General features: G+C 53.9%; 20 protein-coding genes and 2 pseudogenes. 8 read left to right on the top strand and 14 right to left on the bottom strand.

Features of this window, described 5'->3' with window-relative positions; all coding sequences use genetic code 11:
- The first annotated feature begins 217 nt into the window (after positions 1-217).
- The 3 genes from QPL98_RS17830 (at position 218) to QPL98_RS17820 (ending at position 1,914) form a co-directional block, all read left to right on the top strand.
- The gene (locus QPL98_RS17830; RefSeq protein ID WP_303293710.1) at positions 218-757 is read left to right on the top strand and encodes a hypothetical protein; all 540 of its coding nucleotides are present in this window, start codon (positions 218-220) and stop codon (positions 755-757) included.
- 552 nt (positions 758-1,309) lie between these two features.
- On the top strand, positions 1,310-1,369 hold the full coding sequence (locus QPL98_RS17825; protein ID WP_248185651.1) for a hypothetical protein: 60 nt from the start codon (positions 1,310-1,312) through the stop codon (positions 1,367-1,369).
- A gap of 293 nt (positions 1,370-1,662) precedes the next feature.
- Entirely contained in the window at positions 1,663-1,914 is a 252-nt protein-coding gene (locus tag QPL98_RS17820) for a hypothetical protein (protein ID WP_228152694.1), read from the top strand.
- Between the two features lie 434 nt (positions 1,915-2,348).
- On the opposite strand, the gene QPL98_RS17815 is transcribed toward QPL98_RS17820, so the two are convergent.
- Genes QPL98_RS17815 through QPL98_RS17805 form a run of 3 tightly spaced genes read right to left on the bottom strand, consistent with a single transcriptional unit; the run spans position 2,349 to position 8,142 of the window.
- A complete protein-coding gene (locus tag QPL98_RS17815) occupies positions 2,349-5,474 on the bottom strand; it encodes an efflux RND transporter permease subunit (RefSeq protein WP_303293709.1) in 3,126 nt (1,041 codons plus the stop codon).
- Positions 5,471-6,817 (bottom strand): efflux RND transporter periplasmic adaptor subunit, encoded by a 1,347-nt coding sequence (locus tag QPL98_RS17810; RefSeq protein ID WP_199451538.1) that lies wholly within the window; start codon positions 6,815-6,817, stop codon positions 5,471-5,473. Before QPL98_RS17810 ends, QPL98_RS17815 begins: the two co-directional genes overlap by 4 nt.
- A 5-nt stretch (positions 6,818-6,822) precedes the next feature.
- Positions 6,823-8,142 (bottom strand): TolC family protein, encoded by a 1,320-nt coding sequence (locus QPL98_RS17805; RefSeq protein ID WP_303293708.1) that lies wholly within the window; start codon positions 8,140-8,142, stop codon positions 6,823-6,825.
- A gap of 481 nt (positions 8,143-8,623) precedes the next feature.
- Here QPL98_RS17805 and QPL98_RS17800 point away from each other — a divergent pair, with 481 nt between their 5' ends.
- Positions 8,624-8,833: a hypothetical protein gene (locus QPL98_RS17800; protein ID WP_303293707.1), complete on the top strand. Its 210-nt coding sequence runs from the start codon at positions 8,624-8,626 to the stop codon at positions 8,831-8,833.
- Positions 8,834-9,193: 360 nt separating this feature from the next.
- Here QPL98_RS17800 and QPL98_RS17795 read toward each other — a convergent pair whose 3' ends face one another.
- From QPL98_RS17795 to QPL98_RS17785, 3 genes are read right to left on the bottom strand one after another with little or no spacing between them, the layout of a single operon-like run.
- Complete coding sequence (locus QPL98_RS17795) at positions 9,194-10,126, bottom strand: DMT family transporter (protein WP_273046292.1); 933 nt, start codon at positions 10,124-10,126, stop codon at positions 9,194-9,196.
- Between the two features lie 43 nt (positions 10,127-10,169).
- The gene (locus QPL98_RS17790; RefSeq protein WP_058091979.1) at positions 10,170-10,820 is read right to left on the bottom strand and encodes an isoprenylcysteine carboxylmethyltransferase family protein; all 651 of its coding nucleotides are present in this window, start codon (positions 10,818-10,820) and stop codon (positions 10,170-10,172) included.
- Positions 10,813-11,034, bottom strand: coding sequence for a DUF2933 domain-containing protein (locus QPL98_RS17785; RefSeq protein ID WP_081467492.1), 222 nt, complete (start codon positions 11,032-11,034; stop codon positions 10,813-10,815). The genes QPL98_RS17790 and QPL98_RS17785 overlap by 8 nt, the downstream gene beginning before the upstream one ends.
- Before the next feature lie 726 nt (positions 11,035-11,760).
- Between QPL98_RS17785 and QPL98_RS17780 the strand changes: the two genes are divergently transcribed.
- Complete coding sequence (locus tag QPL98_RS17780) at positions 11,761-12,720, top strand: hypothetical protein (protein ID WP_228285604.1); 960 nt, start codon at positions 11,761-11,763, stop codon at positions 12,718-12,720.
- Positions 12,721-12,876: 156 nt separating this feature from the next.
- Here QPL98_RS17780 and QPL98_RS17775 read toward each other — a convergent pair whose 3' ends face one another.
- Genes QPL98_RS17775 through QPL98_RS17765 form a run of 3 tightly spaced genes read right to left on the bottom strand, consistent with a single transcriptional unit; the run spans position 12,877 to position 14,754 of the window.
- Positions 12,877-13,572, bottom strand: a complete 696-nt coding sequence (locus QPL98_RS17775; RefSeq protein WP_303293706.1) for a hypothetical protein — start codon at positions 13,570-13,572, stop codon at positions 12,877-12,879.
- Between the two features lie 15 nt (positions 13,573-13,587).
- Entirely contained in the window at positions 13,588-14,322 is a 735-nt protein-coding gene (locus QPL98_RS17770) for a HupE/UreJ family protein (RefSeq protein ID WP_303293705.1), read from the bottom strand.
- A gap of 48 nt (positions 14,323-14,370) precedes the next feature.
- A complete protein-coding gene (locus QPL98_RS17765) occupies positions 14,371-14,754 on the bottom strand; it encodes a hypothetical protein (RefSeq protein WP_273085705.1) in 384 nt (127 codons plus the stop codon).
- Positions 14,755-14,834: 80 nt separating this feature from the next.
- Between QPL98_RS17765 and QPL98_RS17760 the strand changes: the two are divergent.
- Positions 14,835-14,936: pseudogene (locus tag QPL98_RS17760) on the top strand (metal-sensing transcriptional repressor); the annotation flags it as partial.
- 45 nt (positions 14,937-14,981) lie between these two features.
- On the opposite strand, the pseudogene dmeF reads toward QPL98_RS17760, so the two are convergent.
- The 4 genes and pseudogenes from dmeF to QPL98_RS17740 form a co-directional block, all read right to left on the bottom strand.
- A pseudogene (gene dmeF, locus QPL98_RS17755) lies at positions 14,982-15,704 on the bottom strand (CDF family Co(II)/Ni(II) efflux transporter DmeF); the annotation flags it as partial.
- Positions 15,705-15,957: 253 nt separating this feature from the next.
- Complete coding sequence (locus QPL98_RS17750) at positions 15,958-17,541, bottom strand: BCCT family transporter (RefSeq protein WP_008169995.1); 1,584 nt, start codon at positions 17,539-17,541, stop codon at positions 15,958-15,960.
- A 229-nt stretch (positions 17,542-17,770) separates the two neighbouring features.
- A complete protein-coding gene (locus QPL98_RS17745; protein WP_091854530.1) occupies positions 17,771-18,778 on the bottom strand; it encodes a hydroxyacid dehydrogenase in 1,008 nt (335 codons plus the stop codon).
- Positions 18,779-18,877: 99 nt separating this feature from the next.
- A complete protein-coding gene (locus tag QPL98_RS17740) occupies positions 18,878-21,178 on the bottom strand; it encodes a copper-translocating P-type ATPase (RefSeq protein ID WP_303290815.1) in 2,301 nt (766 codons plus the stop codon).
- Between the two features lie 374 nt (positions 21,179-21,552).
- Here QPL98_RS17740 and QPL98_RS17735 point away from each other — a divergent pair, with 374 nt between their 5' ends.
- Positions 21,553-22,593 carry a type II glyceraldehyde-3-phosphate dehydrogenase gene (locus QPL98_RS17735; RefSeq protein WP_053114010.1) on the top strand — a complete coding sequence of 347 codons (1,041 nt, stop codon included), beginning with the start codon at positions 21,553-21,555 and terminating at the stop codon, positions 22,591-22,593.
- Between the two features lie 2 nt (positions 22,594-22,595).
- Complete coding sequence (locus QPL98_RS17730) at positions 22,596-23,711, top strand: phosphatidylserine/phosphatidylglycerophosphate/cardiolipin synthase family protein (RefSeq protein WP_303293704.1); 1,116 nt, start codon at positions 22,596-22,598, stop codon at positions 23,709-23,711.
- Positions 23,712-23,822: 111 nt separating this feature from the next.
- Here the strand turns inward: QPL98_RS17730 and QPL98_RS17725 are convergent, their stop codons facing one another.
- Positions 23,823-24,209 (bottom strand): DUF302 domain-containing protein, encoded by a 387-nt coding sequence (locus tag QPL98_RS17725; RefSeq protein ID WP_053114006.1) that lies wholly within the window; start codon positions 24,207-24,209, stop codon positions 23,823-23,825.
- Positions 24,210-24,217: the final 8 nt, after the last annotated feature.

Genomic DNA, 24,217 nt, shown 5'->3' with positions numbered 1-24,217 from the left:
TTACGCTTCTTGGTCTGGTACTCGGCTTCGGAGAAGGTGATCTGATCCATGGTGGCAACGAATCCTGTGCAGTTGACGATGACCGTATTATCGCTGATTTTGAGACTTATTCAGAGCCTCCCTAACTCTATGGTCACCCGAACATCTAAAACTTGCTTTTCCAAATACCGCCACGTCCGTAAGTCTAGCTCAATCATATCCCGATGGAGCAGATCTGATGGTCAAAACAATCTGGAAGTCAGTAGTAATCCTGTCTGCCGTACGCGCAACGTTTTTCATACTTGAGTTATTGCTAATGTCGCTCATCAACGGCCTAAGTGGAACCTTCACCGTTCTGCAGGAGCGGTCTCAGGAGTTTCTCAATGTCGCCGTTGAGATCGCAGCCATTGCCATAGGCCTGACGTGGATTGTGAACAGACTCTCGTCCAAAGATAATTCTCTGAGCAGAAGCCAAAACGCGCTTGCGACTGGTTCAGCTACAACTTCGGCAACCGGTGATAGCCCTGGTGTCCTTGACGCAGATGAAATAAGTTCAGAGCTAGCCGAAATAGCTGTACCTGACGATAGATCAGAGAGCGATGCCCGAAACGCAGGAACCAGCGACCGGTTTGATAATGAATCCCCAAACCAATCGACATTTTACGACACCGCTCCAAATGAAGGTCTGAATGCGAAAATGATTAGTGAACAGCCAGAAACCAACGCTTGCTCATCAGGTGAAGAGCTAGCAGACATACTCAGTAGCGCATGGATTTGATGAATTTCCAGGAGAATGCCCGATGATACATCCAATGATTGCCCTTCTGGCCGTAATTCTGATTCTTTCCACCGGCTTCCTGATACTTTATAAAATCTTTGGGTTAGTGGAGAAAGACATGGCAGATGACGAAAAAAAGAGGGACGACAACGATACCCTTTGACCGATCCACTTCGATGTCGATGAAGCGACTTCTGGTAGCTCAAGGCGCAATGGTGATCTCCCTCAATCACCATCGCGTTCAAATGGTCTACCCCGGCTTTAGCGGATTCGCGATAATGGCTCGGGAAATGCTGTCATTAGGCATGAATGCTCGCAATGCGAACATTGGAAGCAACCAATTAACGCTTCTTCCCGCATTACTTCGAAACCTATATGAGGGAAAGCACACTTTTTCAGTATACAGCTAGTTCACATTCCCCCTGAAACCAAGCATAAACGGGTTGCAGTAGCCATCTGGGCAAACGGCATCCTGACTCTCGTCCAGATCGCGGAAAGGACTTTGCCGGCAGTTTGGCGCTGATTGCCGATGCTATACATAACTTCTGGGACATGGCATCGCTGATTATCGCGTTCGCGGCCCGTAAGATTGCGCGTCGCCCGGCTGAATAAAAGCTGACCTTCGGCTACGGGCGAATAAAGGTAGGTGTTGCGCTGTTAAATACACCACCTTGATCATGATAGGGCCCTACCTGACATACGAGGGTGTCATGCGGTTCCCAGATCCGCTGGAACTCAAGGGGTGTTGGGTAGTCTGACTTACATTGTTGCACTGATAATGGACGCGTTGAGCGCGCTGCTGACCTACTCAATGCAGAAGGGCAGCGTTAATATTCATGCGTTGTTTTACACAACTTGTCTGATGCGTTTGCGTCAATAGCAGTGTTATAGGCGGAGCTCTTATCTTGCTCTACGACATGCGCTGGGTTGATTCCGCAATCACCATTGGCATGGCCAGCTATATTCTCTACCTGGACCTGACAGAAATTGGCGGGACCATCAGAACACTCATGCTGGGGAGTCCCGAGGATATCGGCACAGATTCCGTCATTGGGGCAGTATCAGACTTAGAAGGAGTTATCGACTTCACCCCGTACATTTTTGGCAGGTGGGTGAGCATGATGCCTCGCTCGACGCCCGTGTGGTTGTCGAGATGAGTGCGTGGAATGAACTTGAGAAAATCAAGGACGGGATAAAACAGGCTTTGGAGAAAGAGTTCAGCGTAACTCATTCAACACTGGAATTTGAACACCCTGACTACAAGCACGAGGGGGCAAATACCTATAAACATAGTTAACCGGCGCGCTATGTGACATACCTGATCATGCAGATTCCAAACGAATGGCGAACCACAAAGGCACGAGGACTCCATGCGAGACATGATTGAACCCCATCAAATTTGGGCCTACCCCATCGCTGCTGTTCTCGGCCTTTTAGAGGGCAGGAAACCTCCCCCGGGAAATATGTTGCCAGAGTATCTGCCCGGGACTCCATACCCAGGCTCTTGCTTTATAACAACATTACCCAGACACCGCTGCATCATCAGACCTCGCCAGATTCTCGAAAGCAATGTGGCGAGGTCTAGTTTTCTTTACCCTTCGGAAATACTCCTGCATTTCCAGAGATAGTAACCTACCGGTATCACCAACAGCGCCAAAATAACAGCAGAGATCATCCCACCGACCATCGGTGCAGCTATGCGCCCCATGACTTCCGAACCCGTGCCAGTACCGATCATGATAGGTACCAGCCCGCCGATAATGGCGGCTGCTGTCATCATGATCGGGCGCACCCGCAAACCGGCCCCGTGCAGGACTGCGTGGCGCAGGGTCTCTCGCTTGGGTTTCAGGCCTTTCTGCTCACACGTTTCCAGCATTGCGTCGTAGGACTGGTTCAAATACACCAGCATGATGACACCAATCTCCACGGCAACGCCGGCCAGCGCAATGAAACCTACACCGACCGCAACGGAGAAGTTATAGCCCAGCAGATACATCAGCCAGATTGCACCAATCATGGCAAACGGCAGCGTACCCATGATGATGCCCACTTCCGCAAAACGACGGAAGTTCAGGAACAGCAGAATGATAATGATAGCCAGCGTCAGCGGCACCACGTAGGTCAACTTTTCCTTGGCACGCAGCATGTACTCATACTGGCCAGACCAGGTAACCGAATAGCCCGCAGGCAGATCGAGCTCCTCGTTAACGGTAGCCATGGCCTGCTCCACATAGGTGCCGACATCAACCCCTTCAATATCCACGAAGGTCCAGCCATTGAGGCGGGCGTTTTCACTTTTGATGGCGGGAGGACCATCTTCTACCCGGATATCGGCGACATCGGCAAGCGCAATCCTTTGCCCCGTTGACGTAACGATGGGCAACTGCTCCAGCTTCTCTGGAGAATCCCGGTAGTCTTCCGGATAACGAAGATTAATGGGATACCGCTCAAGTCCCTCGATGGTTCTGGAAACGTTGATTCCACCAATAGCGGAGGCCACTACCTGCTGAACATCAGCGATATTCAGCCCATAACGAGCGGCACGCTCACGATCAATATCCACCTTGATGTAGCGGCCCCCAGCGACTCGCTCAGAGTAAACGGAGGCTGTACCGGGGATGTCGACCATGACTTCCTCAAGGCGTTTACCGATGTTCTGGATGACGGTAAGGTCCGGACCGGCAATCTTGATGCCCACCGGCGTTTTAATACCCGTTGCCAGCATATCGATGCGCGTGATGATCGGCATAACCCAGGCATTGGTTACCCCCGGGAACCGAATCAGAGTATTGAGCTCCTGCTTCAGCTTTTCGGTGGTCATGCCTTCCCGCCATTGATCCCTCGGCTTGAGCTGGATGAACGTCTCGATCATGGTTAACGGCGCCGGATCAGTTGCGGTGTCTGCTCGTCCTACTTTACCGAATACGGTTTTAACTTCCGGGACGGTCGCAATTAACTTGTCGGTCTGCTGCAATAGTTGGCGGGCTTTACCGATTGAGATCCCGGGATAAGTGGTCGGCATGTACATCAGATCGCCTTCATCCAGCGGTGGAATGAACTCACTCCCGATCTTGGTCGCCGGCCAAAGCCCCACAGCCAGTGCCAGCAGTGCAGCCATAACAGTGGTTTTCGGGAATCGAAGGACCAACTTCAGGACCGGCATATACGCACCGACCAGCAGACGGTTCACGGGATTCTTGTGTTCCGGCAGCACCTTGCCACGGATAAAATAGCCCATGAGCACCGGAACCAGCGTCACCGCCAGAGCCGCACTGGCTGCCATGGCATAGGTCTTCGTGAAAGCCAGCGGGGCAAACATCCGTCCTTCCTGCGCTTCCAGGGCAAACACCGGCACAAAACTGACCGTAATAATCAGAAGCGAGAAAAACAATGCTGGACCAACCTCCGAGGCTGACCTGGCAACAACCTCCCAACGGTTCTCGGGCGTGAGCGGTGTCCGCTCCATGTGCTTGTGCATGTTCTCGATCATCACGATGGCGCCGTCGATCATGGCGCCGATGGCGATGGCAATCCCTCCGAGGGACATGATATTGGCGTTGATACCCTGCCAGTGCATGACGATAAAGGCCGCCAGAATACCCACGGGAAGGCTGAGAATCGCCACCAGCGACGAGCGCACGTGGAACAGAAAGATCATGCACACAAGGCCCACCACCAGAAACTCTTCAAGCAGCTTGAAGCCAAGGTTATTAACCGCCCTCTCGATCAGTCCGGAGCGATCGTAAACCGTCACCACTTCCACGCCTTCAGGCAGGCTTGATTTCAGTTCCTCTAATTTGGCTTTTACGCCGTTAATCGTTGCCTGGGCGTTTTCACCGAAGCGCATCACTACAATGCCACCCACGGTTTCGCCTTCGCCGTTCAGCTCGGCCACCCCGCGCCGCATCTGCGGCCCGACCTCAACACTGGCCACGTCTTTCAGGAGCACAGGGGTGCCGTTGTCATCGAGACCCAGTGGAATTGACAACAGATCCTCACGGGACTGGGTGTAGCCAGACGTGCGCACCATGTATTCCGCCTCGGCCATCTCGATGACGGAGGCCCCTACTTCCTGGTTGCCTCTTTTGATAGCGTTCTGGATGTGAGCCAGAGGAATGCCAAACGCCCTGAGCTTTTCCGGGCTGACCTTGACCTGATACTGCTTCACCATGCCACCAAGCGCGGCCACTTCGGACACACCGGGAACTGTTTGCAGTTCGTATTTCAGAAACCAGTCCTGCAGGCTGCGCAGTTGGCTCAGATCATTGTTCCCGGTGCGATCCACCAGGGCATAAAGGTAAACCCAGCCAACCCCGGTTGCGTCCGGCCCCAGTTGCGGGCGGGCCGAGTCCGGAAGGCTGGGGGCCACCTGGGAGAGGTACTCCAGCACCCGGGAGCGAGCCCAGTACATGTCGGTATCTTCATCGAAGATCACATACACGTAGGAGTCCCCGAAGAACGAGTAGCCACGGACGGTTTTGGCCCCCGGGACCGACAGCATGGCGGTGGTCAGTGGATAGGTCACCTGGTCTTCTACCACCTGCGGAGCCTGCCCCGGGAAGCTGGTTTTGATGATGACCTGCACATCCGAAAGATCCGGCAGCGCATCTACCGGCGTCTTGTTCAGTGAGTAAAGGCCAAGCCCTGTAATAAGCAAGGTGGCCAGCAATACCAGAAATCGATTACGAACAGACCAGTGAATGATGGCAGCGATCATGATTCGCCTCCGCCATGATTCATGGAACTATGGTCCATCGCCTCAGGTTCGATCTTGGGCTCCGCTTTCTCCGGATCCATGACGTGCCCCGAATGATCCATCTGTAAATCCATGGCGTTGCTGCCTGATGCCGACATTCGCTGGAAATCCGAAGTCTTGCTGGACTCGGAATCGATCAGGAACTGCGCAGAGGTCACCACGGTATCGCCAGGCTTAATGCCTTCCAGTATTTCTGCGTACTTGTCGCCAATCCGCCCTACCGTGACGTTGACGGACTTGAAGGCACCCTGTTCCAGCGCCACCACCAGACGGTCGCTTTGTCCAGTGCGGATGATCGATTCACGTGGCACCAACAGGCGTCTTTGCCCACGATCCCCCTGGACCTCCAGGCGAGCAAACATGCCGGGCAGCAAAGCTCCGTCGGAATTGTCAAACCGCATCCGGACCCGGGCCGTCCGCGTCTTCGGATTAACCTCGGGATACACATAATCCACTTTTCCGCGCCACTGGCGCCCGGGCATGTAATCCAGAGTCATCACCACCCGGCTATCGCCTTCCACTGCCGAGAGCTGGCTTTCAAATATCTCGCCAATCACCCAGACTTCATCCAGTGCAGCAATCGACAAAACCCGGTCTCCGGGCTTTATGAACATGCCCTCGCGAACGTTCAGGTTGTCGATAACGCCGGAGCTTGGGGCGTATACGGTCATCGTTCTCTGTACGTTTCTCGTCTGGCGCAGTTGCCGTATCAGGCTGGCCGGCACGTTCAGCGCAACCAACCGTTCCTCAGCGGCATTGATCAGTCGCTGATTCCCCCGGTTCAGTGCCACGAGCAACTCCTCCTGAGCATTGACCAATGTGGGTGAATAGAGAGTATACAGAGGCTTGCCTTTTTCGACTGGTTCCCCCTCAGCTTTCACGTAGAGCGCTTCGATCCAGCCCTCTACTCTGGGGTGTACGTGCGCCATCTCGTCTTCGTTATATTGGACGTAGCCCACGGTAGTTATGGTATTGGGCAAACGCCCCTGGATGACGGACTCGGTGCGAACTCCTAAGTTGTTTACCACTGCAGGGGAAATACGAACGGTACCGACCGGATCGTCAGCCGACCCGGCATCCTCGAACACTGGAATCAGATCCATCCCCATAGGTGATTTTCCGGGTTTGTCGCTTTTAAAGTTAGGGTCCATGGGTGCGACCCAGTAAAGCGGCTCCTTTGTCTCGCCACCGGCCGCCTCCACTGTCGGATCGGACAAAATTTCCGGTGCCAGCCAATAGGCGGCACCCACGCCAGCAATCCCGCCGAGCAATACAAAGCCCAATGGGCGAACGAAATTAGCCATGATGATCAATCCTGGTAATGAGTCATTGAAGAGGAAGAAATATTGGAGGCGTCCGTGGTCAGATAACGGAAACTTGCCAGAGTTTTGGCTCGCTCGGCCATCATCTGGATCAATTCGACCTGGGCATTGAGTTCCGAAATCCGTGCACGTACCGCCTCAGCAAAATCACCGTCGTCATTGTTATAGGCGGTCAGCGCGGCGCTGGCCTGCTCTTCCATCTGAGGTAGGAGCGTTTGCTGATACAGGTCAATTCGATCATCCAACCGCTCGATGCGGGCTAGCGCCGCGCGCGCCTTTGCCTGGAGCGACCGGATTCTCAGAACCCGATCCGTCCTTTCGGCTTCCAGCCTGGCTGAGGAAGCACTGAGCCGTCGATCTTGCCGGTTTCCTGTGAATATCGGCAGGTCAAAACCAATACCAATCGAAAACAGGTCTGCCCTGTCCTGGCCGTTCGGAGCCTTATCCCGATAACCATATTGTGCGAAGACCGACCACTCTGGTTTGTAGGCTTCCCTGGCAAGATCTACGTCAATGGCCTGCACATCAATCAGTTGATCTGTGGCGCGAATCGACGGGTGACGGATGACAGACTCCACGGTCGTCTCAGACCAGCCGCTGGAAACGTCTTCCAATAGCCGAGGAGGAATGTTTTCAGTGACCAAGAACTGGGCCTGACTGGAACCGATCCATTCACCAAGAGCTTCCCTGCTGGAAGCCAACTGGGTGTGCAAGTCGGTCAGTCTATCTTCAAGGCGAGTCAACTCCAGCGAAGCACGAATAACATCTTGTTGTCTGGAGCCCATTGTCGCGGAGGTATATCCAGCTTCAGCAACATCCGCCAATTGCTCGAATAATCCCCGATTTTCTTCAATGAGGCGGATGCTTTCCTGGGATTTCCACAGATCGAGCCATAGGTGGGTCGCCGTTTCGGTGACCTGCGCACGGCGATTTTGGCGGAGGTAAGGCTGCACACCGGCCATCTCTTCTTTCTTTGCGCTAGCCAAGCGGCGGCTATCTCCACGAGGAATTCGCTGTGTAAAGCCAATCGTTCCCTGGGTCATGGGCTCTTGTCTGGTATCAAATGTGTCTAGAGGTAGATTTGCCGCGCCGATCGTTACCCGGGGATCGGGAAGCGCGCCCTCAGCAACAGCCTCCTCCATCAACGCATTTTGTTTATAAGAGCTTTGGCCAAGCCAGGGATCGTTTTCAGTTGCTGCTTCGATGACACTCATGAGCTCCAGTCTGGGCTGGGCCCACGCAGAAATGCTGCTAAACAGCAACACACCCAAAATAGTCTGCTTAGTAAAAAAGGTGCGGATGGACAACTTGAGATCTCCGTGGAAAGCATATAAGAGCGCTTATATTAGATCTCAAAGCTGAAACGAAGCTGAAATTAAGTGCGCACAAATTTTATATTGATCTGGCTCAACTATTTTTATCACTAACAAAAGTTATCAAATCGTTAATAAACTTTTTTTGTTTTTTCAGTCAGGTTTCAGGAACTAATGATCTAATGAAACCATCAACCAAACAGGAGGTGAAACTATGAAATCATTAATAGTATTCGCCGCAGCAGCGACTCCACAAAGAAATGACACGCTATGGATTGTCAGAAGTTGGAATGGAGGCGCGAAGACAGATGATAAGTGAAGAAGGACGAGCCTACCATCGTGCTTTAGAGAAGAAACAAATGGAGCAGAAGGTAACGTACAGCAAATGATAACAGAAATACCGCTGGTGGGCATCAGCGGTATCTACTAGAGGCCCAGTTGCATGGGCCTGGAGCAACAAATCAAGGAGTTCGTCATGAAGAGCATCATTACAGCCATAGCAATGACAGCACTGTTTAGTTCCTTTGCCTACGCCGATTCTGGCTTAGCCGACAGGATTAACGAGGCAAGGAGCTATCCGAACAAGACCGTGGAAACCGGTGACAGGCAAGAACTCTGCCTGAAACATCAAAAATTACACAAGCAGATGAAGGAGGCGGGAATAGCAGATTCAAGTGAGTCCTAGTACGCTCAAGGCAGGTAGGGCTATAAGCGAAGCTTGCTTCTCGGGAAAAAACGTGGCCAGTCGTATTTTCGTGACTGGCCATACTATTTTTGGCCGGAAACTTGATACAAAATTCATTACTGCAGAATAAGCCTCATGAGTTAATATATGTATGTTTCACTTGAGCCTTGACGACGATTCTGTTGGTTAGCTAAATCGAAATTGGAAATTGAGCTGGTTGAAATTTACCCAGGGTAAGTTTATGCGAATTAACTCCTGAAACTGTGCAAACTTCAACCGCTAGTGCCCCGTCTGGGTAATCCGTTTATTTAACAAAAGGAGAACACTAATCCAGACTCTCATTGACTACTCCCTTTTCTACTATGAGCTACGGATCACCTTTGCCTCTTCCCCGACAGCGGAACCGCCATCTGTTTTCCCAGGCGCTTTAACAACGATCACCAAGCCAACAATTGTGATTCCTATCCCGGTCATCTCCAGTGATGTGAAAGTTTCGCCGAACAAAAGCATTCCGATAGCGAGACCGAAAACAGGCGTTAAAAAGGTAAACGAATTGAGGCTGTTCAAGGGCGCGCTGGCGAGCAAGGCATACCAGAGCACAACCATCATTGCCGTTGCCGGAATGGCCAGAACGAACATGGCCGTCGTAAATGACCAAGTCCAATCAATCTCGAAGCCCTCGCCCAGGCTCACGGATGCTATTCCCAGAAACACTGAGCCTATGACAAGCTGGATGCCCATTGACCAATAGATATCATCGCTGCCGGCCTGGTATTTAAGCAGCACATTTCCAATGGCGGTTCCGATGGCTCCACCAAGAACATAGACGGCCCCTGAAAATCTGGCGTTACCAAACTCCATCTCTGGCATCGCTAGCACCACAACACCAATAAAACCAATCAAAAGGCCCACAAACACACGCCCGGTCACCACCTCTCGAACGATAAAAAACGAAAGAACCGCCGCAAACAGTGGTTGCGCATTGGCCAGAACCGTTGCAAGCCCCGGTCCCAGCTTGCCAGCACCGAGAAACATCCCTCCAAGCCCCATACCCGTGTAACTGAGGCCAATTACGGCCAGCATTAGAAGCTGGCGAAGCGAATAACTGGGCCGACCATCTTTTGTAAAAGCGATCAGAATCAGACACAACCCTGCCAACAATGCGCGTAAAGCGGCAAAAAGCAAAGGTGGCGCGTCCGGCAACCCCACCACAATAAAAGGAAAGCAGATCGCCCAAAGAAAGGCGACAAGAACCATCCCAGCGACTGCACGTATCGAAAGTGATTGGTTCACCAACGGCTCCTTTATCTACCCATCAAATGAGTAGAGCTTTTGTTCAAGCTTGCCGCCCCAATCCGCGCAATCGCGGCAAAAACCTGGGAGTGTTGTCTGCATAGTGTCTCCAGGCTTCCCCGAACGTTTCTTCGGCTTCCCGTTCCTCACTGATCGATAACCGTGAATACATCCAGAGCAAAACCGGGAACATCGCCAGGGTTAACAGAGTCGGCCACTGCAGCAGGAAGCCAAACATTATCAAGACAAAGCCGACATACTGTGGATGCCGAACATACGAATAGAGACCTGTCGTAGCCAGCTTTCGCTCTTTTTGCGCCGCGTACAAGGTTCGCCACCCGGCGGCAATCAAGTAAAAACCTCCACCAATAAACACCGTACTCAACAAGTGGAAGGGGCCGAAATGGGGAGAACCCTGCCAACCAAAAAGCATTTCAAGCAGGTGCCCGCTATCGTGGGCAAGCCAATTTACATCGGGGTATTGAGTCTGAAGCCAACCGGATAGAAAATAGAGTGTCAACGGGAACCCATACATCTCAGTGAATAATGCCACGAGAAACGCGCTGAACGCGCCGAAGGATCGCCAGTCTCGTTGGGTCTGTGGCTTAAAAAAACTGAAAGCGAAGAAAATAAAGATCACCGAGTTTAGAACCACCAGTCCCCAAAGACCGTAATCGGACGAAGCATCAGTCATCGCGTTGGCCTCCACTCTTGCCTTCCGGTTGATCGTGGTGATTATGGCCACCGTGATTCCCATGCCCTCCATGCATAAACATATGAATAAACGGGCATGCCAGAAGGATTAACCACGGCAAAGCACCCAGAAGGTGAACCTTATGTTCGCCCCAGAGCAAAACCAAAGCGATGACCGCAAAAATTGCCAACGTAATCTTGAAACGCTTATCCATATAGATTCCCTTTGGGAAAAGCTTGTCAGTGGGGCTTACTGGCTAGTATGCCTCTAGCGATATTTGGTGACCTATCCCGTCCAAAGAAACGTCATCGATAATCTCCAGAGAGCCCGGATCAAGCACCCAGAGCTTGGCTTCGGCCCGACTGGTGATCAAAAGGCTGCCATCGACGGGAGAGATCGCCGCCCATTGTGAGAGTCGAAGATAGATGGCAAGCACCAATTTACCTAGCAGTAGTTCAACACGCGGAACTGAAACAGACCTGAAAACAGACCTGAAAACAGACACAAGATGTGGATCTATTTGACGCAAATCACAAATGCAAGATAGATTCTTCGAGCATTAAGTAAGCCGTTTCAACCATTGCAAACCTCGAATGACGGACTCCAGATGCCGGAACCTATTTATGAGAACAGACGAATAGCAAACAGCCGGGCCAACGAACTCAACCGCCAATGCTACTGCATCACTCTTGACCGAATAGCCCTCAACAAGAGCCTCCACAACCAGCTTTCAGATGCTGGAAGCGAACTGTCAACGCTCCCGGAGTTCGATCACCTTTTTTCAAACACACCGGTTTTCGTACCCCGAGCCGACATAGCGGAGATGGAGAGGATCGTTCAGTCGATTGAAGCGGCCTCAGAGCTTCCCTCGTACCGAGAACGAGTACTTTCCTGGGCACCGGAAATCGCACAGTTCAATCCAGGGCCCATCGGGGCGTTCATGGGCTATGATTTTCACATGGGTCCCGACGGCCCCCGGCTGATCGAAATCAACACCAACGCCGGTGGCGCCTTCCTGAACCTTGTCTTGTCGAGAGCCCAGCGCAATTGCTGCGACCCATCTCAACAACCCACAACACCCCAGCAGCCGCTCGACGGATTCGAGGACGCGGTGTTCTCAATGTTCAAACAGGAGTGGCAAAGCCAGCACGACAATTTCGGGCCCAGTTGCCTGGCCATAGTAGACGATGCCCCAAAGACACAATTTATGTTCCCCGAATTCCAGTTGGCCCAACAGATTCTCCGAGCCAAAGGAATTGATACATTGATACTCGATCCACAGGAGCTTCAGTATGCCGGCGGTACGCTGACAGCCCGCGGTAAGCCCATTGATATGGTCTACAACCGTCTGGTGGACTTCGCATTGGACGCCGCGCCCCATGCGGCATTAAGGCATGCCTATCTGGATGGCGCCGTGGTGGTAACGCCTAATCCCCATGTGCACGCTGTGCTGGCTGACAAGCGAAACCTGGCCCTGCTATCCGCACCCCACTCCCTTCGAGACTGGGGGCTCAATGAGGCCGATGCAGGCTACCTGGAGAGAGCCGTGCCGAAAACCAGGCAGGTTTCGAGGAACGACGCGGCTGAGTTGTGGAGTGCGCGACGTCATCTGTTCTTCAAGCCGGTTGCCGGCCATGGCAGCAAAGGCGTCTACCGGGGCGACAAACTAACCCGGCGCGTTTTCGAGAACATCCTGAATGGTGGCTACATCGCCCAGGACCTTGTCCCCGCTGGAGAACGAACCCTGAGAATTGACGATGCAGTGGTCACCCGAAAAGTCGACATTCGGCTGTATACCTACGCCGGCAAAAGTATGCTGGTTGCGGCGAGGATATACCAAGGCCAGACAACCAATTTTCGTACCCCCGGAGGTGGATTCGCTCCGGTTTTTCAGGTGTGATTATTACCTTTTCAATGAGCCAATATTTGATCGCATTAATGAAGAATTCCAGATTTTTGGTTTAGCGAACTGTAGAACATTAAGTTACTTAAGCACGGTCCGGACCTATGAAAGCATAGGCCCGGAGACCCCTCGGCGCTTATTCGTTGGTGAACGTCACAACATCTTTTTAAACTGCCCGTAGTCTCCTCCGGTACGCAGTACCAGAGTGATGTCGTTGTCGTTCCGATTTCTGAAGAACCAGCCGTGATTGCCGGTAAAGGCTGCTTCCAACTCGCCCTCGTCTTCAGGCACGCCCCGACCTTTTTCGTAGGAAATTGACTGACCACTTCCATCACCATGGGTATCGAAGTTGATCGGGCCACCCTCTGATACCCAGGAGAATCGGGCTGTAGCGCCTTCCTCCATAGTAAGTTTGAACTCTGTGCCTTCTCCCGGTGTGAGAACCACGCGCACTTCATCCTGCCACTGCGGTTCCACAACTTCTGGTGCAGGCGCAGGTTCTGGCTCGGCAGGTGCAACTTCTGCTTCAGGCGAGGGAGCTGGCTCCTTAACGGCTTCAGCCACGACAGGTTCTTTGACTTCCGGGGCCTCTCGCTCAGTTGAGGATTGAACAGCAACCATCTGAGCAGCTTGGTCAGCAGCAGCCTCTTCGGCGAGCTGCTCCTTGATCTCACCCATTTCAGTCAGGCCCAAAAGGCGACCTGCGCCGGTTGGGTCCAGGGCGTACTCGGCGGGCATGACCACGGTAGCCAGCAGAACCAGCGCCACAAAAGCGGCAATGATGGTGGATCGAACCAGTTTGGCAGTGCTGGGCAGTTCTTCACGGTTGGGTATATCGGTGTTGTACATAAAAAATCTCCAGAATCAGGCGACAAAGTAACCGGTAAGCTGATAGCCAAAGAGCAGAAAACCTGCACTCATCATGGCCACGTTGGCGGTGTAGGCATGGCGGAAAAAGCCGTCGGTTTTTCGCCAGAAGCTGATAGCAATGAGGATCATGGCCAGGGCGATGAGCTGTCCGATTTCCACACCCACGTTGAAGGCGAGGAGGTTCGGAATCAGGCCGTCCGGCGAGATGTCGTATTCGATGATCTTGGTAGACAGGCCGAAACCATGGAAGAACCCGAAAATCAACGTGGCGGCCTTGGTGTTGGGCTGGAAGCCAAACCACCGCTGATAGGCACCGATGTTGTCCAGCGCCTTGTAGACGATGGACAGACCGATAATCGCATCAATGAGGTAGCTGTTGATGCCCACGTTGAAGTACACCCCCAGCAACATTGTGGTGGAATGCCCGAGGGCAAACAGGCTCACGTAGATCGCGATGTGCTTCATCTGGTAGAGGAAGAAGATGACACCCAGCAGGAACAGCAGGTGGTCATAGCCGGTGACCATGTGTTTGGCCCCCAGGTAGATGAACGAAATAAGGTTTATCCCGGTAATTTCCTGGATGTACCCCTTGTCGCCCTGAGCCACGGCATGGGCGAGTACGTCGGTACTCAGCCCCAGCAAGCCCAAAGTCAGAAATATCCAGAGTAGGCGATTACCTGTGCTCGTTGAGGACACACCACGGCATCGGCCTGTCAAGTTTGACAACATAAAGACTCCAATCGAATGTGTTTTCTCGGGCCGCCTAAGCGGCAAGAATCAAGCAGGAAGGAGTGCTTTTGGAGGGCGTTCGAGCCGATAGCGCAAGCTGCGGGGGAAATCATCGGCAAAGGGCACGGGCTGCCGGAGAACGGTCAGGCTTTGGGAAATAAGGGGAACCCTTAGCTGGTCCACTGTCTCGTGGGTATGATTGCCAGCATCATGATGCACTGATGATGTCTCTGGCTCTTCGTCAAAATCATGGGTGTGTCCATGCGCACCATGACTGCTCGCTTGGCCGTCAAACTGCGATTCCCAGTCGCCTGCCAAGTTGGCCACACCATGAGAGAATGACTCGCCAATCACCGACAGTGACAGGCCCGCCAATGCAAGGAGTATGACGAGCGTTGGAAGCAGTTTTCTCGGGTGAATGGCCGAAATCATCAATCTACTGCGTCGAGTCTGTGGTTGGATTTCAACGAGAACGGAGGATACCATCCCCCCGTGGGGGATAGGAATTAAACATGGTAAATGATCACACGCATCAATCTCACCCGAACATTATCAAACGTCTGAAGCGGGCAAACGGCCATCTTGAAAGCGTGATTGGCATGATTGACCAGGGACTGGCAGTGTGCCTGAATGCGCTTTTTATAGACTGTAGGCGACTCGGGCTGATGCGAGACGACTGAGACAATAGCCGCATGAATGTTTGGGCCTATCGCCCACACATGCAGATCACTGACTTTGGCATCGTCGTCTTCGACGGCCTGTCTGACGGTTTCCTCCATGTCCTGATGCTGCTCGTCGAGGAGGACCTTTGAGGTCTCTTTCAGCAGATGCCAGGACCAACGGGTTACCAGAATCGCACCGATAATCCCCATCATCGGGTCCATCCAGTTCCACCCGGCATATTTACCCGCCAGAAGGGCAACAATAGCAAGGACTGACGTCAGCGCATCCGCAAGTACATGAAGGTAGGCCGCACGGCGGTTGTGGTCATGGTGATGATGGTGGTGACCGTGATCATGGCCGTGACTGTGACCATGATCATGGCCTGCATCCCCCAGTATCCAGGCTGACACCCCGTTGACCACCAGGCCAATGATGGCCACAAAAATAGCCCCATCGAAAGAAATGGGGACGGGCTGAATAAAACGCCCGACGCTCTCGATGACCATGTAGAGCGCAAAGACAGCCAGCAGAATCGCGCCGGTAAAGCCGCCCAGCGCATTGACCTTCCCCGTCCCGAAAGAGAACCTGGCGCTGCCCGCGTTTTTCCTGGCATACGCATAGGCGAAGGCGGCAATACCCAGAGCCACCGCGTGCGAACCCATGTACAGGCCATCAGCCAGCAAAGCCATTGAGCCATAAACGATCCCGGCCAGGATCAAAACCAGCTTTTGACCTATCCCCCCTGGGGGGATGGCATGAGAATGCTACTGTAGCCAGATGGCTTCAACAACCTTGACAGAGGGGGCAGTGTCCAATTCGGCATACTCTCACCCTCCCCCCGATGAAGACGAGTAAACCAAGGTGCTATCGCTTTCCAACATGGCTTACGATCTGGAAGACCTCATCAGCCCTGCGCTCACGGGGCCAGGGGTCATGTCGCTGAACCTGGTTGTGAGCTTTGCAGGGGGGCAGTCATGCCTTATCCGATCCGGTCCATGGCTCAGCGGCCCGGTGTTGCTTACAACCCTCCCGGGGTGCCGTCAGCGGCTCATGATGCAGCGCCTTCAACAGGCCAGCTGTCATAGCAACGATAACCAGCGAGAATGGCAGGGCCGCGAGGATGACCGCATCCTGGAGGACGGCAATACCTCCCGCCACTAGCAATACCGCGGTCAATACTCCGTTGCCAATGGCCCAGCCTGCTCTCGACGCCTTGGGAGGCTCAAGCTGCCCTCCTGATAAAATGATATTGACCACCAATGCGCCGGAGTCAGCAGACGTTATAAAGTAGATGCTGATAAGGAGCGTTGCCACCAGACCCATCAAAAATTTAATTGAGTCAGTCGTCTGCAGGTGCTCAATGGTCGCGAAAAGTGCATAGGCGATGTCTTTATTGACCGCCTCAACAATTCCGCCACCCCCGAATAGCTCGCTGTGGAGTGCAGCGCCCCCCATCACCGAGATCCATACAAAAGTCACCAGCGTTGGTAAGAGAAGAACCCCGAAAACAAACTCTCTCAGGGTTCGGCCGCGGGATATCCGGGCGATAAACAACCCGACAAAAGGTGACCAGGCCAGCCACCAGCCCCAGAAAAACACCGTCCAGGTCGATTGCCAATTTCCCGGTTCATTGGCGCCAACATAGAATGTCATGATCAATAGACTATCCAGGTAACCGCCAATTTCCTGCACCAACAACCCTGCCATGTAATCAAAGGGGCCAATAATCATAAAGGCGGCGAGTAAAATCAGCGTTAGCCAAAGATTTACCTCACTCAATATTTTCACGCCCCGCCTGACCCCAGAAACCACCGAAATCGTCGCGATTACAGTAACCACGGCGACCACCGACAGCTCCACCCAAAGAGACGCCTCCACGGAGAAAAGCCACTTGAGCCCCGTGCCAGTCTGACGGGCTCCCAGCCCCAGCGTCGTCGCCAGACCAAATACAGTCGCAAAAACAGCGAGCGCGTCAACGACGTGCCCCCAAAAGCCAAAGATTCTTTCACCAATAAACGGGTACAGCGCTGATCGAGGCGCGAGCGGGAGATCATGGCGATAGCTGAAGTATCCGAATGCAATCGCGACCAACGCAAAAATAGCCCATCCGTTCAGACCCCAGTGGAAAAACGACAATTGAATTGCAGTAGACGCAGCGGAGGGAGTAAAGCCCTCCGAAGTAAAAGGGTTACCCTGAAAGTGCATGATTGGCTCGGCGATGCTCCAGAACAGCAGCCCCACACCCGTGCCGGCCGCAAACAGCATCGCCAACCAGGGAAAAAGCCGGTATTCCGGTTGTTCGTAGTCTTTACCAAGGCGCACGTTCTTGTAACGCCCCAGCCCTAGCCAAATAACAAATGCCGTCAGAAACGCAACCAGTGCCACATACCACCAGCGCAGCAGACCATCCACGTACGAGGAAACATAATCAAGCGCATACGCAAACTCAGACTGCCAGATCAGCGCGCCAGCGAGGGTCAAACCAATGGCGCCAATGCTGAATAGTGACGGCAAGATGGGTTGTTGGAGATGGCTATTGCCTTTTTCGTTCCACATGATGATTAGCCTTTTATTATGTCCTGGTCTGCCAATAGCGATGCTCGTATAAATTACGAAAAATGCTGCAGTTATTATCTGAATTCACGACCCCAGGGGAGCGGTACCAAGGCTCATCCTCAGCATCTTCTTATTGCAGGTAACAACAAGAACCAATCCCGACAGCAGCACCAACAACACACCCCAGATCAAATAGGTATAGAGCATCGGCATAAAAAACCATCCTGGCTCAGTGTTTATTCACAAGATTGCGGGGGGCACCCTCGATGAAGCCAACAATGTTTTCGCCAGTGGTCTTGAGGATTCTTTCGACAGCCTCTTTCGTATTGAACGCACTGTGGGGGGTGACGATGACGTTTCTCATGTGCTGAAGAACATGGTTGGCAAACAGCGTTTCCAGATCATGTTCCTTGTCAAAAAAAGAGCGGATCAATTCCACCTCTTCCCTGATGGAGGGCTCATCCGGCAGTACATCAAGACCGGCAGCCGACACCTTCCCATCCGCCAGCGCGTGCAGCAAAGCCTGGGTATCAACAATGGAGCCGCGAGCGGTATTAATCAGGACAACCCCGCGCTTCATCCGGGCGAACTCCCTGTCCGACAGAAGATGCTTGGCCGATTTACTGCCAGGAACGTGCAGCGTCACAACATCGGACTGCTCAAGAAGACCATCCAAATCGACGTAAGACACGTTATATCGGTCCGCGAATACGTAATCCGGCTTGGGATCGCAGGCAAGAACGTTCAGACGAAACCCTTGCGCGATTTCCACAACACGCTTACCGATAGCACCGGTACCGATCACTCCAAGGGTTTTGCCTTGCAGATCGAATCCCTGCAGGCCTTTCTGCGAAAAATCCCCCTTGCGAGTGCGATTGATCGCCTCTGGAATCTTGTGGCTAATGGCAAGGAGCAGCGCAAAAACATGCTCCGCAACAGTCTGGTCACCGTAGACGGGCACATTGCTGACTGGAATCGCATTTCTGGTGCAATACTCCAAATCGATATGGTCGTATCCCGTCGACCGGGTAGCGACAAATTTCAGATGCTCAAAGCACTCAAGTACCGAACGATCCAGGGCTGAATGAACGAAGGGTGAGATGATATCGGCGTCCCTGTATAACCCAACGTTGTCTATTCCGAGTTCCTCGTCCGTGAAGACAACCTCATGATTGCAGCAGGCATGCTGCAAAATATCGCACTCCCACTTCTCTGCCTCAAAGAACACAATTTTCATTAGCTTTCCCTGGCCAAACTCATTTTTACTCCGACCTCAGCACTGAGAGCCACAGGATAGGGCTACCAGTGAGAGGTCATCGATATGGTCGTTTCGCGCCTAGACTTTCTCTCGACGCAAACGCAGGGAGTTCATCACCACTGACAACGAGGACGCACTCATTGCAAAAGCGGCAAAGATAGGTCCTATCAGGATGCCAAAGAATGGGTAGAGCACACCAGCAGCCACCGGCACACCCGCACCGTTGTAGACCAAGGCAAAAAACAGGTTCTGCTTGATATTTCGCATCGTCGCCTGGGACAACCGTCTGGCGCGGACAATGCCATCGAGGTTACCCTTAACCAAGGTAAAGCCCGCGCTCTCAATGGCGACATCCGCGCCGGTTCCCATTGCAATACCAACATCGGCCTGGGCCAGGGCGGGTGCGTCATTCACGCCGTCCCCTGCCATCGCTACCTTGCGCCCCTGGCTCTGAAGTTCGCGAATGATGCTGGCCTTGTCCTCTGGCAGCACATCGGCACGAATCTCATCGATACCGAGTTTACCCGCCACCGCCTTTGCCGTGCGCTCATTGTCGCCAGTTGCCATAATTATGCGGAAGCCAGCGGCGTGGAGGGCCTTGAGCGCAGCGGGTGTCGTTTCCTTGACCGGGTCGGCTACGCTGACAAGGCCTGCAACGGCGCCGTTAAGCACCACAAACATGACCGTTTCGCCTTCATCGCGTCTGCTATTGGCAACCTCCATCAGATGGCCACCGTCCAAGCCCAGCTCTTCCAGTAGTTTGGCATTGCCCAAAGCCACTGGCTTGCCATCCACAACACCCTTGACCCCCTTGCCTGTAACGGCTTCAAAGTCATCGGCCTTTCCAAGCATCACGTTACGTGCCTCGGCGCCTGAAACGATGGCTTCAGCGAGCGGATGCTCTGACCCTTTCTCCAGTGTGGCCGCAAGCCTGAGGACCTCGGTCTCGTCATGATCCGATTCCGGCAGCACCGCCACTAGTCTGGGCTTACCTTCGGTCAAGGTACCAGTTTTATCCACAATCAAGGTGTCCACCTTGGCAAAACGCTCCAGCGCTTCGGCGTTCTTGATCAGCACACCTAACTGGGCACCGCGCCCCGTAGCCGTCATGATCGACATAGGCGTAGCCAACCCCAATGCGCAAGGGCAAGCGATGATAAGCACCGCAACCGCAGACACGAGCGCATACGACAAAGCTGGCGCCGGCCCCCAGATGGCCCACGCCACAAAGGACAGGGCCGCCACGGCAATAACCGCTGGTACGAACTTGCCGGCCACCATATCGGCAAACTTCTGGATAGGCGCGCGGCTGCGCTGGGCATTGGCAACCATCTCGACGATTTGACTGAGCGTAGTATCCGCGCCAACCCGGGTCGCCTCCATAACAAGGCTTCCGGTACCGTTGATGGTGGCCCCGGTGACCTTGTCTCCTTCCACCTTCTCTACCGGAACTGGCTCCCCGGAAATCATCGACTCATCAATGGAAGAGCGACCTTCAACAACCACGCCGTCAACGGGCACCTTATCACCGGGCCGAACACGCAGGTGATCACCGACCTTCACATCCTCCAGAGCAACCTCTGTTTCGGTTCCATCGGGCCGGATCAGGCGCGCCGTTTTGGCGGCCATATCCAGCAACGCACGTATGGCTTTACCGGTGCCCTCACGGGCCCTCAGTTCCATCACCTGGCCCAGCAGGACCAGCGTGACGATAACGGCTGCCGCCTCAAAATAAACGCCGACGTTTCCTCCAGAATCCCGGAAGCCTTCCGGGAAGATCCCTGGCACAAGGACCGCTACGATGCTGAAGATATAGGCCGCCCCAACTCCCATGCCGATCAGGCTGAACATATTCAGGTTCATTGTCCGAAACGAGATGTAACCGCGAGCAAAGAAGGGCCAGCCGGACCATAGGATTACAGGAGTAGCAAGCACCAGTTCAATCCAGAGTGACAAACGCTCACCGAAGAAGTCGCGAACCGCCATGACACCGATATAGGGAGTCATGGTCAAAATCAGCAAGGGCACTGAAAATGCCAGGGCAACCCAGAGCCGATGAGAAAAGTCCACCAACTCCGGGTTGGGCCCCTCATCTTCCGCGGTGGCCGATTCCTGCTCCAGTCCCATACCGCACAGAGGACATGCCCCGGGCTTTGTCTGTCGGACTTGAGGGTGCATGGGACAAGTGTAAACCACCCCCGAATACCCGGGTGGTACACGGTCATATGTTCGATCGTCGCCTGACGGTTTTTCATGATCTCCAGAACAATGGTGAGAGTGATCTGAATGAGAACTCACTTTATTGTTTTCCAGAGGCACAAGGTGCATCCCGCATTTCGGGCAATTCCCAGGCTCATCAGATATGACCTCCGGATGCATCGGGCAGGTATACTGGCCCTCCGACTCCTTCCCAGCACTATCTTTGATAGCAGAACTATTTTCTTTGGCAGACATCTTCCGATCATCCTTTCGATGGTTTCATACCATTCGAGCCTCTCAAGGTTCGACCTGGTCATAAGCAATGTAGTTGCCCTCTACTGCACCCCATTCCACTACACCCGGCTGAACTGAACCTGAAAAGCACTTCTGCGCTTTGCATTTTTTTGATCACCATCAACTTTTCGGTAAAGCTATTGCCCTGAGGTACACGTCAAACCGGACTTTCAGCTGAAATTCAGTCTTTGTCTATAATCTGGTCACTTAAGCAACATAACAGTTCGCTCGCCCCTTTTCAGAAGCTGGAGATACAAAAGATGGTCGGTCAGAGAATTATTCGCGTCGCGGTCAACGGTTATGGCGTTATCGGCAAACGGGTAGCGCAAGCCGTTGCGGTACAAAAAGACATGGCTGTGGCTGGCGTAGCTGATGTCGCGCAGGACTGGCGAGTGAGGGCCGCGCTGAGTAGAGGGTATGCCCTGTACGGCGCGACTGAAGAGCACGCCGTTGCCATGGGCGCAGCCGGGCTTGATGTTTCCGGCACACTGGATGACTTACTTGAAGCCGCGGACATCGTGGTGGACTGTACACCGAAACACCTGGCCAGCAAGAACATCGAAACCTACCGGCGGCTCGGTATCAGGTTCATCGTTCATGGCGGCGAGAAACATCAAAGCACGGGCCATTCATTCGTTGCCGAGGCCAACTACGCCAGCGCTGTCGGCCGTGACTGCACGCGCGTCGTATCGTGCAACACGACGTCGATCATTCGTACCCTGTCAGCGCTCAAACGCCACGGCTTGCTGGACCGGGCACGGGGAACCCTTCTGCGCCGGGCCACCGATCCCTGGGAGAGCCACCAGGGCGGGATCATGAATACCGTCGTGCCAGAGCCGGAGATTCCCAGTCACCAGGGCCCGGATGCCCAAAGTGTCGACCCGGACCTGGATGTGGTAACCATGGCGGTCAAGGTTCCGGAGACACTGGCCCACCTGCACTACTGGTCCGTTCAACTGACACGTGAGGCGAGCAAGGACGAAGTGCTCGATGCGTTCCGCACCTCCTCCCGCATTGTTTTCCTCCGGAACAGCGACGGGCTAAGCGCGATCAACAGCGTCAAGGAGTTGATGGCCGACCTTGGCCGACCTCACGACAGCCTGTATGAAGTCGCGCTTTGGGAAGACATGCTCAAAGTGCAGGGCAATGAGCTGTTTTATGCCTATATGGTCGACAACCAGGCGATTGTTGTTCCGGAAACCATCGATGCCATACGCGCACTGACCGGGGCCGAACCCGATGCGGAAACGTCGATCAGAGACACCAACGACAGCCTGGGTATCGGCTCTTTGGGGTTATAGATATGGACGGCAACCCCGGCGACGTCGCCTGTGAACCCGAGGGCGGGGCCGTGAAGGGTGTGTTCAGGCTGTTCGGTGAGGGAGACGAACTCTATGCGGAGATGATTCGCTCGGTCCGTGCTGCCACCCAGCGTATCTTTCTTGCTTCGTATATCCTCGCGGCGGACGAGGTGGGGACTGAACTGCTCGATGAACTGATGAAGCAGTCCCGCCACGGCCTCGACGTGCGAATTCACGTTGATGCGCTGGGCTCAAGTGGCGTCCTTACGCGGCTGCACCGGCGCCAGCTCAGGGCCGCCGGCGTCCGTCTACAGCGCTTTCACCGCTGGAGCTGGCGGCAACCGATGCGTTACAACCGTCGCGACCATCGCAAGCTGCTGGTCATTGACGGCAAAACAGCGTATCTCGGCGGCTTCAACATTCATCGCGAAGGCTCGAGGCGCTATTACGGCCCAAAGCGTTGGCGCGACGTGCATGTGTGCTTCGAGGGGCCTCTGGCGGCGGAGGCTGACGCTCTGTTTGACGCCTTCTGGTGCGGTCACCCTGACTGGAGCCCACAGAGTCATACCATCGGTGACAGCCGGATCACTCCCAATACCACACGCGCCTGCCGCATCCAGCTGCGGTGCTCCATCAAAGACCAACTGGCCGGAGCATCCGACAAAATCTGGCTGGCGACGCCCTATTTCGTACCGGACCGGGGATTACGCAAACAACTTGCTCTCGCGGCCCGCCGGGGAGTCGATGTGCGGATCCTGACCACCGAAAAGACCGACTCGACCCCCGCACAATGGGCTGCCCGCGCCATTTACGGGGAACTGCTGGAACACGGCGTTCGCATATTCGAGTACACACCCCGGCTATTGCATTCCAAAGTACTGCTCGTTGACGATGCCTGGGGCAGCATAGGGACCGCGAACTTCGACTACAGAAGTTTGTTTATTAACTATGAACTGACGCTGATTTCCACAAACGAAGCCTTGAATGGCCAGTTAAGAAACGAGTTCGTAACTGACTTGCAGGATGCCAGTGAAATCACTGGCATCGCCTGGAAACACCGCGGCTTCATGAAAGGCGTGTATGACACGCTTGGCCTGTTGCTACGCAAGTGGCTTTGACGTGGGCCGACTTAGATCGGGGCTCAACTTGCCTGGTATGCCGAACCAGGGGCCCAGCCACCCGGTGCGGCAATGATTAAGGACGCAGCGAGTGCTTTGGTGCGAGTCGAGTCATACCGCCTTGATAATCTCCGACAGCCTATCTCTCACCTCACCCGCAATATGCTTGAGTTGCCCATTTTCGATCGCTGTCATGGATAACACGGGATCAACCGCACTGACTTCAACGCCCTCCGGGGTCTCGCGCAGTATGACATTGCACGGCAACATAGCGCCTACCCGGGGTTCCACGCCAATCGCTTCCCAGGCCATGGCCGGATTGCAGGCACCGAGAATTCGGTAGGCGAGCATGTCCTTGTCCAGTTTCTTTTTCATGGTGGCCTTGACGTCTATCTCCGTCAAAACCCCGAATCCCTGATCGGCCAGGGCCTTACGGGTTCGCTCATCCACGGTCTCGAAATCCACATTCTGAATTACGCGATTCATTGTGTAAGACATATACATCT

This window comes from Marinobacter sp. ST-43, from assembly GCF_030541085.1.
Taxonomy (GTDB): domain Bacteria; phylum Pseudomonadota; class Gammaproteobacteria; order Pseudomonadales; family Oleiphilaceae; genus Marinobacter; species Marinobacter nauticus.
This window is presented reverse-complemented; position numbering and strand designations above follow the sequence as displayed.